This is a genomic window from Granulicella paludicola, assembly GCF_025685545.1.
In the GTDB taxonomy this organism is placed as follows: domain Bacteria; phylum Acidobacteriota; class Terriglobia; order Terriglobales; family Acidobacteriaceae; genus Granulicella; species Granulicella paludicola.
The window spans coordinates 51,238-66,530 of sequence record NZ_JAGSYC010000026.1; the positions used below are offsets into that span (position 1 = coordinate 51,238).

The window sequence follows — 15,293 nt, forward strand, 5'->3', positions numbered from 1 at the left end:
TTTTATTCGTATGACAGCGCGTCGATGGGGTCTTTGCGCGCAGCTTTGAGCGCCGGGTAGAGCGAGCCAAAGATTGCACCGGCAAGCGCGATGAGGATCGCCTTCACATCCCATGCGCCGGTCAACTGGAAACTGAGCGTCGGAAAGCGCGCGTGGAGGAAGTTCTTCAAAATGTACGAGAAGATAATGCCGAGCGCGATGCCAACTGAGGCCAGTAGCCCGGTCTCGCGAAGCACCATCGATACGATAGAGAACTTGCCCGCGCCCATCGACTTGAGGATGCCAATCTCTCGAGTACGCTCCATAACGGCTGTGTACATCGACTGGAAGATGACCAGAAAACCAATGATGGTGGCGATGCCGATCACCACACGCACAGCAATGTTGAAGCCGGGAATGTGGTCAGGGGTCAGGCTCTCAAGCAGTTCGCTCAACGTCTGCACACTCCAGTCCTGCAGACCGTCAGTATGCGAGATCTCCGAGCGCACTTGCTCCTGAAACTTGGGCTCGCCTTCTGTGCGGAGGTAGAACACCGAGGCCTTGCCAGGATTATTGTCAATCTCGTCCATCGTCTCAAGCGGGATGAACTTGCGGCTGCCCTTACCATGCTGCACGATGCCGCAGATGGTGAAGATATGGTTCAGCGACTTGATGGTGCTTCCGACGCGCATGTTCGGCTTCGCAGAGGCCTGCAGATCGTCGATGATCATGTCGTACTTATTTTGAAATGGACCGCCGGCGATAAAGGTGAAGGGACGGAGATCGTTGTAGCTTTTGAAGTCAATGCCGAAGATATTCTCCACGGAGCTGGAGAGGTTCATCTTGATATTGACTGGAGCGACGACAGCAACGTGCGGGAGATCGCGCAGGACGTTGGCAACGCGCACATCAGCGGAAGCAGAGCTGGTGCTGAGGATCGCGCTGGACGCTCCGGGATGCACGACCATGTCCATGCCGGTTCCCGCGTTCTGCGTGCGGCTGCCGTTGAGGATGCCATTGAAGATGCCGACGATGGAGAGGATCATCACCACCTCAATAGCAATAGCAAGTGCGCTGATGATCGAGCGCAGAGGACGGTGGACCAGATTTCCGACAATCAGTTTGTTCATGGGCGCTTCGTAGTTCCTATTGAGACGGTTCGTCGTTATAGATAAGTCTATAGGCTCGCTGACAGCCGTAGGCCGTACTTGCCGAAGATTCTGCGAGGTCGTCATCTGCGGGGCTCGCGCATACGCTGTGCAGCGGAACGAGTTTTACCTGCTTATTACTCGTCAGACCAAGCCTGCCCTTCCACTCCGCGCTGTCGTCGTCCTTCATGGAAGGGAGCACCATGTAGCGGACGTTGTGGGTGAAGAGATATGTTGCGAGACGGCCATGGCTGAGGTCTTCGAAATATTGGGGGTCTACGAGACCGCCGAGATCGACAAGGTGCCCGTTGAGTTGAAAGCCCATGCGACCGATATCAAATATGGCTACCTGGTTCTGTGCGAGCGCCTGTGGTGGAAGGGCCGTCTGCAACCAGGTCGCCATGCCGCCGTGCTCGGTCTCTATCTGCCTCACCTGCGAGGTCAGTGCCTGTCGCCAGGAGTGGATAGACCAGACCGCCGAGCTCAACGCAACCAGCAAGGTGAGAATACCTGCTCGCGCACGGAGCGGTGGCAGCAGCAGCAAAAGGTGATAGAAACCCAGAAACTCCAGCGGAAGAAACAGCAGCATCGGGAGAGCGAGGTAGCGTCCTCCATGTCCGGTGGACGGCAGGATCACGGTGTAGAGCGCGATGATGAGAGCTGCCCAGGCACATAAGCACAGTAGCCGCGTCGCCTTGGTACTCCACAGAGCCCGCACGCCAAGTATGGCAAACAGCGCCAGCGCGCAGACGATAGGGACGCCAATCAGAAGCCCCCCGTGATGAAGATAGTTGCGCGATGCGTCGAAGCTCCAGGTCTTTAGAAAGCGCGCAAAGATCTGCCCAAGGAACTCCAGCCGCAGCGTGAGGCCAGCCTGCGGGGTGACTCGATAGAGGAACTGCCGTCCCTGCATGGTCTGGGGCGAGAGATGATGACCGATGGCCCAGTTGGTGGCACAGAAGATGACGGACGCGGCCAGTACTCCCGAGAGAACAGAGAGGACAGCGCGAAAACTTCGATGCGCCAGGCGCGAGCTCAGCAGAAGGAAAACGCAAAGGAAGAGCGCCTCCGGTCGGGTGAGAACGAAGAGGAAGGAAAGAAGACCTAGCTGCAGAAGGTCTCCGCGACCTCGCTCCGGCTGAAACCAGCGGCGCAAAACGCAGAGCGCCAGCAGCACAAAGAGAAGATGCTCCATGCCAATGAGCCCGAGCCACAGAAAGTTTCCACTGGCCAGCGGCGCGAGCGCGAAGCACCAGCCCAACGTCAGCGGAAGCCTGTCCTCTTCCGTGAGCGCCTTAAGCGTATAGCCGACACCGGCCAGCAGCAGAAGACTGGTGAGTGTCGAGAGCAACACAGGACAGACGCCGGGCAAAGCCCACCAGTACGTCGCCAAGAGGCAACTCCAGAGCAGGCTTGTAGATCCGGCAGTCAGGTGTCCGGGGATGAATCCGAGGTGGTGCGTCTGAGCGAAGTTGCGCGCGATGACCTGATGAATCCACGAGTCGTCGAGCGGAAACCCCCACTGGCCATGCAGCACAGAGGCCAACATGAGGAAGACCAGCACGTAAGCAGCAGCACAAAGGAAGCGATCGCGGCGAGGTTTGAGAGCGAAAGACATGGGGCCTAAGATATCCAACGATTTGGGTTCTTCATCAATGGCGCGGTCAGCGGGACAACGCCTTGACCGGAGAGGTCGAGAGTCTTGGAGGCGCGCTCTGCAAAGCGGTTTTTTCCAGAGAAGAGCGCTCCGATGACAGGGGTGACATACGTACAAAACAAGATACCTATAACGAGCCCTAAGTTCCCGAAGCCAGTCAACCAGATTAGCCCCCCAAGTAAACTCTCTGGGGCAGAATGAGCAAAGACGACGACCATGAAAAGTCCCCATGGATAACGCCGCAAATCACCACAAATGTAGTCAACGGTGCAAAAGAGGCAAAGCCATATGAACGGCAGCAACAAGAAGATACCCGCCCATCCGCCAACATAAAACGCTTCAGGAATTGGACTAAATGAGATACCGGTGGAGTCATCATCGCCAGCCAGAAAACCACCTATCTGATGTGCATAATAATTGCCGCTCAGAGGCACGGGCTTATCGGGGTCGATTACATGTGGAATTAGATTCTCGTAGTTATCTAGAACGGGCTTGTAATCGATATGATTACTTTTGCTCGCATAATTGAAAAAGGTATCGTCAACTGACAACATGGAAAGTCGGTCAACAAGCCCTTGGTGCTCGTTGTAGTAACCGCTCCTTCCCTGCGTTTCTAGGACGTGTTCTTCTGACTCCTGCTCAATCTCCTTAAACTCATGCATGTGAGTGACAATCTCGTACACAAGAGCTGCCCGATCGAGGTTTCCGGCACCCTCTCTTATGCGTTGACGCCCTGCCGCAATCGTGGGTGATATAGCGAAAGCAAAATATCCGAAGAGAGCAAGAGCTATCACGTTTATTAATCGCAATTTGTAACGGGTGAAGGCGGCGGCAACAATCCAGCAAGCTCCAGACATCAGCATCCCCTGTTTGCTGAAAACCAAGGTGCCGCTGGCAAACACAAGGGCCATAGCCATGCTGCTGACAAAATTCACGGAGCGCCGCCCGCCGCTCTCACGGATCGCACCGATAGTACCAAGGATAATTGCTAGTGGATAAAACTGGCTGAGCTGATTAAATGCAGACATAAAGCTCCCAGTCCCACCAGTCGCAAAGTTATTCAAAATCGTCTGAAGTATTCCGACTATCAGGCAACCCGTAGCAGACAGAGTGTAATTGGGCTCAACAGGAGCTATACCTCGCGATAAGCCTACAAGCTTTTTAGTTGCCACAATAACAAGCAGCAACGAGAACATGCTCGCCGTATAGCAAGCCATATCAAACTGGGGGACCAGTAGATTTGAGTCTGCGGGCTCTCCAAGTATCGCTTTCCACAACACGCCAATGCCCACAGTAAGGGCCATCGAGAGGAACACATATGCGCCCGAAGCCTTAGAAAAGCCCCCGGCAATATTGAATGTTATGACGCTGAGGATCAGATACCCAAAGAATAAAACACTGAATGTGAGATCTGTGTGTTGGGCTTGCTGTACGCAAAAAAGCACCGCGCCAAAAAGGACGGCCTTCGCCAACGAGATGCGATCAGGCAGCTGAATCAACACTTTATAACGGAGTGTACGCAACTGCTACCGCCGCGTAAAGGAACCGGCTTAGATGAGGCATAGCGGCTCCGCAGGCTTTGTCGCGCTGGCGCTTTATGCGCTTGACTGGACACTCTGGTACCAGAAGGTCGGTACGCTACCTAGCGCCGTCCTAGTAGCCCTGATGGCCTGGTTATGGTCTCCGTCCGCAGAGCGCACCCGGAGCACTTACGGTAGAGCCGCCGCCATCGCCTCAGCGCTGCTTGCGCTGGTTGTGTTGCAGAGTTTTATCCGCGCTGACCTCGCGCTGACGATGTGCCTGGGCGTATTTATTGCCAGCGCGCTGCATCTGCCACAGCAACTGTCGCTTTCACGCCGCGCCGCACTAACGACCAGCGCTCTCGGCATACTGCTCTCCGTGGCTGTACAGCTCTATCTCTCCCGGGTGCTTTACCCCAACGCCAGCTACGACGGCGTGCCCGTGTTCATGCTCTTACACGACTATCGCCAACTGGTGCTGTGGGTCTCCTGCCTGGTCTACATAACCCCGTTTCTCTGGACCCTCTCTCAAGTATTCCGCCAGCGTTGCTGGGGAGAAGGAGCAGGCGCTTCCCTCATATTGGCGGCGTTCTTTCATCTCCTGCTTTGGATCACCATGGGCCGGCTCGACGAGGTGCGCATCTTTCTACCCATGGCGTTGGTCACGCTACCCCTGACCCTGGAGCTGGCCCTGAGGCAAATTGCCTTGATTCCGGTCAACGCTCTACCCCGCAACTGAGGCGTACCCTTCTGGATTCACGGAGTGGCAATTTGCACCGAAACCGTGGCATCCTTCCATGGGAGCGTCGCGCTGTTTCCATAGAGCCGTCGAGTTCGGTGCGCCGATCTAATGTAAGCAGGAAAGAGCCGGTAAGCACGGGCCAACGGAGCACGCTTTGTCGTTTGGTAAAGAGCTGCAATTAGAGCGCCAACGGCGCCGGATCACGCTGGAATCCATCGCCGAAGGCACCAAGGTGCCAACGCGGCATCTCCGCGCCCTGGAGCAGGAGGACTATGCGCAGTTGCCCGGCGGCGTCTTCAACAAGGGCATCGTGCGCAGCTACTGCCGCTACCTCGGGCTCGACGAGCAGGAGTGGCTTGGTAAGTTCCCCAGCGTCCTTGCAGTAGAATCCGAGCCGGACTGGGAGTCCTTCGCAGAAAACGTGCGCCGCAGCCGCGTGAATCGCCGCTCACGGACAGGCGCACAGTGGCTGGGAGTGCTGGTGATGCTGATGGCGTTGGTCGTATTGGGCTGGGCCGCCTGGAAGTTCGTGCTGCAGCCGCGCATGGCGGTTGTGCCGCAGGCCGGCCACCTCATTCTTTCGAAAACGCTCAATGTGGCAAAATCCTGAAACACAGCACTCTCTTGCCTGATCCGCGCTGCGCGAATACCGCGCACATGCCGTTTGAATGGGGCTCACAAAACTGACCATTTAGGCGCATAATAGACACTCATTACAGGCAAGTTGAGATTTACTGACGTTTAGTCATACGTTTGCGCTGCATTCCGGGAAAACTCCGGACTGCGCCGGCGACAGCTCTATGTCTTTCGACCTGTAACTGTCCTTACACGTCGGCGGACCGCACAAGATGCGGCAGCCAGGCAAACTCCAGCTCGATCGCAGCCACGACGTGCCGTTCACTTTGCACCACTTCCGAGGAGGCTTCAGATGCATCGTTTTACAAAACTTACCCGGGCATTCGCCTTATCAGCCCTGCTTGCTGTCACTCTCTGTAGTGTGTATGCGCAGGACGCCACTACCGGCAGCATCAGCGGAACGGTGACCGACAACACCGGTGCCGTCGTAAAAGGCGCGACCATCTTGCTGACCAACACCGACCGCAACCACGTCGAGCGCACATTGACGAGCAGCTCCGCCGGTACCTATAGTGCGACTTCGCTGCCTCTCGGCACTTACTCCGTCAAGATCAGCGATGGTGGCTTCAAGACGTCGTCCGTCACCGGACTCGTACTGCATGTCGGCGATGCCCTGACGGTCAACCGCGCTTTGACAGCTGGCGACTCCAGCCAGAGCATCACCGTCACCGCCGATCAGGCGCGCGTGAACCTCGAAGATGCAAGCTCAGCGGGCCTTATCAACAGCACGCAGATCAACGAAATGCCGCTTTCGACGCGGAACTACGAGAGTCTGATGAACCTGCAGCCCGGCGTGTCCTTCAGCGGCGGCAGCAATCAGCTGGCACGGGGCCCGCTCAGCGTCGATGGCTCTTCGAGCACCGTGGCGTTCTCTGTCAATGGCGGTCGTACCACCTCGAACAATTGGACGATCGATGGCGCTGACAACTTGGACCGTGGAGCGAACTTGACGCTCTACACCTATCCCAGCCCGGACTCTATCGCCGAGTTCAAGACACAGCGCGGACAGTACAGCGCACAGTTCGGTCGAAATGCCTCCGGCCAGATCGACGTGGTCACGAAGTCGGGAACCAACAGCATTCACGGTGGAGCGTACGAGTACGTTCGCAATGACGATTTCGACGCGAACGGCTACTACAACGACTTCCTTGGCACCAAGATCTCCCCCTACCGTTACAACGACTTTGGCTTCTACTTCGGCGGCCCGGTCTATATTCCAAAGATTTATGATGGCCGCAATAAGACGTTCTTCTTTGTCTCCGAGGACTTCCTGCGCGAAGTCATCTACAACGCGAACGTGCAGGGTCTTGTGCCGATGGCTTCAGAGCGCAATGGCGACTTTACGCAGTCGGGCATTAAGAATGGCACCACCTGGACGACAGGTCCCGTCAGCGTCTGCACCGCATACTCAAATAATTCGGCAACACAGGTAAACAGCTGTACCGCCTCTGGCACACAGGTAACGACTCTGTCGCCTACTGCACAGGCCTACATGAAGGACATCTACAGTAAGATTCCCGTGCCGAACGTGGCCTATGACCTTGCACACAACCTTGACCCGCACACCATCCTGAACACCTTCCGCAACACTCAGAACAATACGGACACGGTCGTCCGCATCGATCAGCAGTTCGGGCAGAAGATCAACATCTTCTACCGTTACCTGCATGACACGCTGCCTGAGTACCTAAGCCAGGGTCAGTTTGGCACGGCGAGCCCGATCCCCGGCGCAAACCCCACTACGGTTGTGAACCCCGGCACGCAGCATCTTGCTCACGGTACGTACGTCTTCAGTCCAACCCTGTTGCTGAATGTTGGGTATGCCTTCTCGAACGGCAACATCATCAGCACTCCGGCTGGCTTCCTCGCGTCTTCACAATCCCCAGACATCAACATCCCAGAGCCTTACGCCAACACCGTTGGCCTTGTCCCGGCGATCACCACCAGCGGTATGAGCGCGCTGAGCGGCAGCCTTGCGTACACCGACCACGGAACGAACCACCAGGCCTTCGGCGACGTGACGAAGACGTGGCGCAACCACACCTTCATCACCGGCTTTTCCTACAGCCACTACCAGAAGCTGGAGAACAACACGACCGGCACGAACGGCAGCTTCAGCTTCGGCAATGATACGCAGTACGCCTGCGGTGCTACACCGACGGCTGGCTGCGTACCGGCCAACAGTGCCTCCGGAGCAGCCGAAGCCCAGGGCTTCGCGAACTTCCTCATAGGGAACGCAAATAGCGGCTTTACCCAGCTATCGAAGGACCCCATCACCGACATCAAGTCAGCGTTGTACGAGGCCTACGTTCAGGACAACTGGAAGATCACGCCTCGCCTCACACTGAACCTCGGTGTCCGCTACGAGTACTACGGACAACCGTGGGACGCACGCGGCCAGTTGAGCAACTTTGATCCTTCAAAGTACTCCGCTGCTGCAGCCCCGACCATTGCTACGACAGGCCTTATCTGCTTCACCGGAACCTGCAGCCAAGCTAACAGCAACGCTGGACTCTCCACATCGCCGAATGCTTCGGCGGATTATGCCGGTATCAACTACATCAACGGCATGATCTTTAATGGTCCCAGTTCTGCGAACAATAACCAGGCGTCCCCTTACGGCAACAAGGTAGGCATGGCGCAAAACACGAACTTCGCTCCTCGCTTCGGCTTCGCCTACGACGTCTTCGGTGATGGCAAGACGAGTCTCCGCGGCGGCTACGGCTGGTCGTTCGACGATACCGAGGTCAGCTACTACGAGACAACGGTCTTCAACAATCCTCCGGCTGTGGCAACGTACTCTGTTGGTCAGGCCTCCTTCGACAGCCCCGCAGGCGGCGCACTCACGGCTCTATCGTCGACGCCGGGCCGCATCCAGGCCGTCCCGCTGCACTATCAGACGCCTTATGTGCAGCAGTACTCGCTTGATATTCAGCAGCAAATCACCCCTACCTTGATTCTTGACGTGGGCTACTTCGGTGATCACGGCACACACCTGCTCGGTGCAGAAGAGATCAACCAACCGGTTCCGGGTTCCTGGGTGGGCAAGGTGCAACCTTCCAACTCCGGTAGCGCCTGCATCGATCCTGACACCAACGCGCAATCGTTCCTGAACTCAACCTGCGATCGCGTACTAAACCAGATCAGACCCTACCTTGGCTACTTCGCGATCGATGCGATGCAGTCGATCTTCAGCTCAAACTACAATTCGCTGCAGACCAAGGTCACCAAGCACTTCAGTGGTAAGACATACATCGACGCAAACTACACCTGGTCGCGCGACCTTACCAATGCTCCTGCGGACTATAGCGGCTTCATCCAAAACATCTACAACGTAAACGCCGACTACGGTCGTGCCGCTGCGGACCGCACCAATGTACTGACCATGGATGGCGTATACGAACTTCCCTGGTACCGCGAGCAGAAGGGTCTGACCGGCCATCTGATCGGTGGATGGGAGATCTCGCTCATCTACTCCATCAACTCCGGCCTACCGCTCACGGTATCGGCCAGCTCAGCCTACTCACCCTCATACAACCTGCCCAGCGGCGTCACCAGCGTCTTCAACGGCAGAACAACGACAGGCTACATCACCGACAACGCCGGTATCGGCGTGCTCGGCAACACCAATGCAGGTCTTCGCCCCAACCAACTTGGAGACCCAAACAGCGGTCACGGTGTAAAGATCCATAACAAAACGTACGAGAACGCCCTCTGGTTCTACAGCGGCGCGTTCGCTGCTCCCAGCCCCACGGTTACAAACAACCCCGGAACAGCAAAGCGTGGAACGATTCAGGGCCCCGGCTTTAACCAGGCCGACCTTGGTATCTTCCGCAACTTCCGCGTCTACGATCGCCTGAACTTCCAGTTCCGCGCGGAGGCTTACAACGTAGCTAACCACACGAATGTGAACTCGATCGGAACAAGCATCGGATCGTCCACCACCTTCGGACAGGTGACCGGCTACCGCGATGCTCGCATCCTGCAGTTCGGCGGCAAGATCAGCTTCTAACACTCATGCAACACCAACCCAAAGGGCGTCCGCTACGGCGGGCGCCTTTGTCTTGCACCGTACATTTGCCCGTTCAAACGACGGGAGCGCCGCTCAGGCCCGGATTTCCGCCTCCCGGTGCTCCCCCTTGGACGCAGCCCTGCGGACGGGTAGAATAGTAAGGTTCCGTTGTATCCGGAGTTCGGCCTTAGTTTTGCCCGAATCCTTCGGCTCTTTGGAGCGACCGGAGTCTCCCAAATCTGCACGCGATGCCTCGCGGACGTGTGCGGTGAGATGGAAGGTCGTCGGGCGCTCAGGGTCCCTCTTTACATCGACACGAGCGTGTCCGGCTATCTCAAACTTATGGAGTACCACTTCTTTGTCTACTACCGATCGTTTTCTGTTTACCAGTGAGTCTGTGACCGAAGGTCACCCCGACAAGATCGCCGACCAGGTCTCCGATGCCATTCTGGATGCTTGCCTCGCACAGGATCCTTACAGCCGCGTAGCCTGCGAGACGCTGACCTGCACCGGCCTCGTCGTCGTTGCCGGTGAGATCACCACCAAGGCCTACGTCGACTTCCAGACGCTGGTTCGCGAGACCATCCGCGAGATCGGTTACGACGATGCGCTCAAGGGCTTTGATTGCGATACCTGCGGCGTCATCTCCACCATCAACCGCCAGAGCCCCGACATCGCGCAGGGTGTGGATACCGGCGGCGCCGGCGACCAGGGCATGATGTTCGGCTACGCCACCAACGAGACCCCTGAGCTGATGCCCACGCCGATCTCGCTGGCTCACAAGCTCGCTGAGAAGTTGAGCGAGGTCCGCAAGTCCGGCCTGATGGGCTACCTCCGTCCCGATGGCAAGAGCCAGGTTACGGTCGAATACGACGCGAACTATAAGCCCGTCCGCGTGGACGCTGTCGTCATCTCGACGCAGCACGCTGAGTTCAGCGATAAGGACCCGAAGAGCACGCTCACCAACGATCAGCTGCACGCCGACATCCTGAAGAACGTCATCCAGGCCGTCATCCCTGCCGAGCTGCTCGATGAGAACACCAAGTACCACATCAACCCGACCGGTCGTTTCGTTATCGGTGGGCCGATGGGCGATACCGGCCTCACTGGTCGCAAGATCATCGTCGATACCTACGGCGGCATGGGCCGTCATGGCGGCGGCGCCTTCAGCGGCAAGGATTCGACCAAAGTCGATCGCTCGGCTGCCTATATGGCGCGCTACGTTGCGAAGAACATCGTCGCTGCGGGTCTCGCAGACCGCTGCGAGGTACAGCTTGCCTACGCCATCGGCGTGGTTGAGCCGGTTTCGATCCGCATCGACACCTTCGGTACAGGCAAGGCTTCGGAAGCTCGCCTCATCGAGCTGGTCCGCGAGAACTTCAAGCTGACGCCGAAGGGCATCATCGAGAGCCTCGACCTGCGCCGCCCGATCTTCAAGAAGACCGCTGCGTACGGCCATTTTGGCCGCTCGGGCGACTCCTTCACGTGGGAAGCAACCGACAAGGCTGAGGCGCTGAAGGCTGGCGCTCAGGCTGAGCTCGCTGCCAAGTAGTCAGTCAGTACGAAAACAAAACGGGCGATCCGCCAGGATCGCCCGTTTTGCTTTGAAGATGACAGCTCTAGTTGATGGTGACAGCAAAGATGGAGCTAGCTGTCGCCGAAGAGGAGCTGCCCGTTAAGGTGACGGTGTAGTTTCCAGCGCTACTCTTGGGAACAGGCGTTGAGATCGTAGTCCCGGAGTTTCCGCTGCAACCCATCAGTGTCGCGACAGACGACATAGCAAGGACCATCAACGCGAGGCTCGGCCAGGAACGGCGTCGGGGTGCGAAGGCCATAAGCAGCGCGAAGATTGCGCCTCCGCCCAGTGTGGCGGCGTAGATAGAGTTGTGCTGCATCGATACTGGTGTCGAAGCCGTTGCCGTGGTCGACGAGATGGTCACAACTGCGTTCGCGTTGCCAGTGGCCGTCAAGGTGACAGAGCCAGGACTGATCGCGCAACTTGGCTGATACGCCGCGGTGCTCGTGCTGACCGAGCAACTTAGCGAAACGGACCCGGCAAAGCCGTTTACCGACGTGATGACGATGGCGTCAGTATTGCCTGACGTGGCGCCTGAAATGAAGCTCAGCGAAGGAGTGCTTGCCGCAACGCTGAACTGCGTGGTGGCAGCGGTGATGAACTTTGCCACATCGAGCGAGCCCAACCCGGTCGCCTGGTCATATCCTGCTATGACCGCGTAACCCGCAAGCCCCCCGGTGAGAGCGGTGGAGCTTGGCGTGCTGTTATTGCACATAGACGCGACCGAGACAGAACAGTTGCTGACGCCAGAGGTAGCCACGGTCACGTCGTGAAAGGCAGATGGTGCCGTCTGCGCCACGCGATATAGTAACGGATTCAGGTTGCCCTGGGCTGCGCCAGCTTTCGTATTGAGCAGCGCGGTGATCGAGGCCATGGCAGGCGCAGCCGCCGAGGTGCCAGCTAGATACTCGTAATAGCCATTTGCACAGTTTCCGCCGGAGTACGCCAGGCACGAGTAGTAGGCATCGTGCACGGCAGAGCTGAAGGAGACATCAGGCTGGTCGCGAAAGCCGTCTGCCGGAACGCCGACGCCTGTCTGCCACGTGGGCTTGGCAATATACTGGCTGACGCCGCCACCACCCGCCTGCACATCGTAGCTCGTCACGCCATTGGACACGTTCGCTGGCTCGTTCCATGCGCCCTCCGGGATATAGGACAGCACCGAGGAAAGTCCGGAGGAGTTAGTAGACGACCAGTAGAGCGACGCGCTTGTTGCGTCGTTGAACTCGGTGCCTCCCACGCAGGTGTCATAGCTTGAAGAACAAATGTAGTTCACGCTGCGGACCGGAGTGTTCGCAGGCGCAACAGCGAAATCCGAGGCACACCCAGCCGCCCCGGAGTCTCCAGCGCATACAAACGTGGAGATGCCTTCCGCTGCCGCGGTTTGGAAGAGGGTGTCCCAGGCCGCCGTATTCGCGGCGGTATGCACGGCCTCACAACCATAAAACGAGATGGACATAACGGGGTCGAGCAACGTGTTCACGTTGTACGAAGCCGCTGCCATGATGCCCCCTGTTGAATTGGGCGCCACCACAAGATCAGTGACCGCTCCCGGAGCTGTACTGAGCGTGCGGTTCACGTCAAGCGTCGATTCGAGCTGGTCACCGTTGCCCGTCTGTCCTGGGTCCGTACCCGTTGCAAGAATCGTGTTTAACTTATAGTTTGTCACCCCAACTTTTGCGGCCCACTCAGAAATATCCGTCGCTGCAACGTCAGAGCGATCTATGACAGCAATGTGCTGTGCGTTTCCACCGATCGTTGCCCCGGTGTTGCCGCTGGCATAGACACTGCCGATGTCATACAGCACGCTAAAGTCGTTCGGCGTAATAAGGTGCGTTCCATTGCTGGCGGTATAGAAGGGACGAAGGTTCTCGCCGACGGCCGCCGAACTCTGCTCCAGATGTCCCACCCCGCCGTAGGCAGCTGGCTCAGGCTGTAAATCGTCGAGGCCGTCGATGTACCGAAGTACGCCAGCAAACGCAGCGGGCATCGACGGCTCTTTATTGAGAGCAAGATGCTCTCTGCCTTGTCTTCCGTAATAGCTGAAGCTGGTTTGAAACGCGCTGCCAATCTTCGATACCGGCCCCGTGACACGGAGCACCATGCGGCTCGGTGAGGTGTCATCCACCGTCAGCCCTTGCGCAGTAACCCAGGAAGCGATAGCACTGACATCCGCCTGTGTCGGCCCATACATCTGCCCGATCTGTTGCGGGGTTAGCCAGTGGTGATAGAGCGGTGATGCAGGGTTCTGCTGATCTGCAAGAAGCTGCTCAAAGGCCGCCTGCACGTTTGGATCGCGCTGCAGGATGAACGATACGTGCATCGTCGTCAAAAGGTCGACTCGAAGGGGAGAGAGGTTTTCGCTCCCTACCCAGGCCGGCACATGCCCCTTCAATATCGCCTGCGAAGAAAGGTTGGCGTGTGCTGGAATGCGGTCCCTCTGCACAGGAGTCTTGAGAGAGACCTGACTATGCATGGGAAGCGTTGGACCAGAGGCTGCGAAAAGACCGAAGGCGACTGCCAGCAGAACTCGACAGGAGACAGGAGACGCGAGACGCATAAAACTTCCTTGGGCGGCGTGGGGAAAGATAGCAAAACTATACCGCCATCAATAGAAGTTCGCCACCAATTGTTTCCATCTTCATCTTGTCCACTTTGTTCTTTCGGTCATGACCTTAGCGGGGCACACTCTCGATCGATACATGCCTGATGACCACCGGTGTCAGCGGTTTGTTGTGGGCGTCGCGAGGCACGCGCGCGATCTCTTCCACCAGTTTCACCGAGGCGTCGTCACACTGACCGAAGATCGTGTAATTGCCGTCCAGGCGATGCACGGTGTGCTCGGTGATGAAGAACTCGCTCTCGTTCGTTCCGGGTCCAGAGTTCGCATAGGCCAGCCGCCCAGGGCGATCGAAGGTAAGCCCCGGCACGATCTCGTTGTCGAACTTGAAGCCGAGGCTGCCACCACCTTCAGGATCGCCGGGCATGTCCGCGTTCTGCACCATGAAGTCAGGGATCACGCGACCGAAGCTCAACCCTTCGTAGAACTTCTTGCCACGCACCTCCGCATGCGTAGCGGGACTCTTGAATGGCTTTGTACCCTGCGCAAGTCCGATGAAGTTCGCCACCCCGATCGGCGCCTCTTTACTGAACAGCCTGCAAGTGAAGGTTCCTTTGCTCGTCTCGATCTGTACGGTTGGCCCGGTCGGTTCCGGCGGTGCGACAGCCGGCGCAGGCAACGGGGGCACTGAGAGCGTCGCTTCCCCCGCGATAGGCCCCGCAGGCGCAGGCAGCGGCTGGCCTTCTGCGACGATGACCACCCGACGCAGCACCACGGGCTTCACTGGATGATTGTCTGTGCTCATCAGCTCATGCGAGATGCTGCGCGCCACCTCGATGGAATCCTTGTCGCACTGGCCGAAGACCACCGCACGCTTGCTGTATTCCAGATCTGCATCCTGAAGTATCCCGATGATCGAGCTGCTTTGCGCACCCTTCACGACCATCGCAATCAGGCGCCCAGCACGGTCGACATCGAGCCCTGTCTTCTCTGGAGTTACGGACGGCCCCGCGATGCCTGTACCCACCGCCGCGCGGTCACCAGCGGTGATGCCAACCGTCATACCGAAGACCTGCGTGCCGTCGTAAAACGGCTTGCCCTGCTGCACGACGCTGGAGGCGTCGGCCCAATCTTTCTTCCCTTGCGCCAGCGCGATGAAGTTGGCCGTCGTGATAGGTGCCTGCTTGCTGTACAGCCTGCAAACGACACGTCCCGACGACGTGTCGAAGACTGCCATCGGCCCTGTCGGCTCGACAATCACATGGCCTTTCGCCGTTCGATGGCCCTGCGCCGCGCCGTGGGGAACGCTGAGAAGCGACACGAGGAAAGCGACGCCAGTAGCGAGAGAGAAAAACCTCGGTTTGTGCATCCCTCTGTGATATCACGGCCTCCCACGAGATTTGCCATTAATGCGAAAGTGATATCGTCGGCTGACACACACATTCCGCGCCCCGTCTGCGCGC

The 15,293-nt window shown here is 57.8% G+C and carries 9 protein-coding genes; 4 read left to right on the forward strand and 5 right to left on the reverse strand.

Annotated features, from left to right (window positions below; translation table 11 throughout):
- Window positions 1-2: 2 nt before the first annotated feature.
- The 3 genes from OHL14_RS15815 to OHL14_RS15825 are packed head-to-tail and all read right to left on the reverse strand — an operon-like array spanning window position 3 to window position 4,286.
- Window positions 3-1,109 carry an ABC transporter permease gene (locus OHL14_RS15815; RefSeq protein WP_263380340.1) on the reverse strand — a complete coding sequence of 369 codons (1,107 nt, stop codon included), beginning with the start codon at window positions 1,107-1,109 and terminating at the stop codon, window positions 3-5.
- 16 nt (window positions 1,110-1,125) lie between these two features.
- A complete protein-coding gene (locus tag OHL14_RS15820; RefSeq protein ID WP_263380341.1) occupies window positions 1,126-2,745 on the reverse strand; it encodes a hypothetical protein in 1,620 nt (539 codons plus the stop codon).
- A 5-nt stretch (window positions 2,746-2,750) separates the two neighbouring features.
- Window positions 2,751-4,286 (reverse strand): hypothetical protein, encoded by a 1,536-nt coding sequence (locus OHL14_RS15825; RefSeq protein WP_263380342.1) that lies wholly within the window; start codon window positions 4,284-4,286, stop codon window positions 2,751-2,753.
- 52 nt (window positions 4,287-4,338) lie between these two features.
- Between OHL14_RS15825 and OHL14_RS15830 the strand changes: the two genes are divergently transcribed.
- The 4 genes from OHL14_RS15830 (at window position 4,339) to metK (ending at window position 11,246) form a co-directional block, all read left to right on the forward strand.
- Window positions 4,339-5,043, forward strand: coding sequence for a hypothetical protein (locus tag OHL14_RS15830; protein WP_263380343.1), 705 nt, complete (start codon window positions 4,339-4,341; stop codon window positions 5,041-5,043).
- 157 nt (window positions 5,044-5,200) lie between these two features.
- Window positions 5,201-5,656, forward strand: a complete 456-nt coding sequence (locus OHL14_RS15835; protein ID WP_263380344.1) for a helix-turn-helix domain-containing protein — start codon at window positions 5,201-5,203, stop codon at window positions 5,654-5,656.
- 318 nt (window positions 5,657-5,974) lie between these two features.
- The gene (locus OHL14_RS15840) at window positions 5,975-9,694 is read left to right on the forward strand and encodes a TonB-dependent receptor (protein ID WP_263380345.1); all 3,720 of its coding nucleotides are present in this window, start codon (window positions 5,975-5,977) and stop codon (window positions 9,692-9,694) included.
- Window positions 9,695-10,052: 358 nt separating this feature from the next.
- A complete protein-coding gene (gene metK, locus OHL14_RS15845) occupies window positions 10,053-11,246 on the forward strand; it encodes a methionine adenosyltransferase (protein ID WP_263380346.1) in 1,194 nt (397 codons plus the stop codon).
- Window positions 11,247-11,313: 67 nt separating this feature from the next.
- Here metK and OHL14_RS15850 read toward each other — a convergent pair whose 3' ends face one another.
- Window positions 11,314-13,830: a S53 family peptidase gene (locus OHL14_RS15850; protein ID WP_263380347.1), complete on the reverse strand. Its 2,517-nt coding sequence runs from the start codon at window positions 13,828-13,830 to the stop codon at window positions 11,314-11,316.
- A 115-nt stretch (window positions 13,831-13,945) separates the two neighbouring features.
- On the reverse strand, window positions 13,946-15,199 hold the full coding sequence (locus OHL14_RS15855) for a peptidylprolyl isomerase (protein WP_263380348.1): 1,254 nt from the start codon (window positions 15,197-15,199) through the stop codon (window positions 13,946-13,948).
- Between the last annotated feature and the right edge of the window lie 94 nt (window positions 15,200-15,293).

Bases quoted from the DNA above. Each gene is read 5' to 3' on its own strand.
- OHL14_RS15815 (WP_263380340.1), bottom strand. From the start codon at position 1,109: ATGAACAAACTGATTGTCGGAAATCTGGTCCACCGTCCTCTGCGCTCG.
- OHL14_RS15820 (WP_263380341.1), bottom strand. From the start codon at position 2,745: ATGTCTTTCGCTCTCAAACCTCGCCGCGATCGCTTCCTTTGTGCTGCT.
- OHL14_RS15830 (WP_263380343.1), top strand. From the start codon at position 4,339: ATGAGGCATAGCGGCTCCGCAGGCTTTGTCGCGCTGGCGCTTTATGCG.
- OHL14_RS15840 (WP_263380345.1), top strand. From the start codon at position 5,975: ATGCATCGTTTTACAAAACTTACCCGGGCATTCGCCTTATCAGCCCTG.
- OHL14_RS15850 (WP_263380347.1), bottom strand. From the start codon at position 13,830: ATGCGTCTCGCGTCTCCTGTCTCCTGTCGAGTTCTGCTGGCAGTCGCC.
- OHL14_RS15855 (WP_263380348.1), bottom strand. From the start codon at position 15,199: ATGCACAAACCGAGGTTTTTCTCTCTCGCTACTGGCGTCGCTTTCCTC.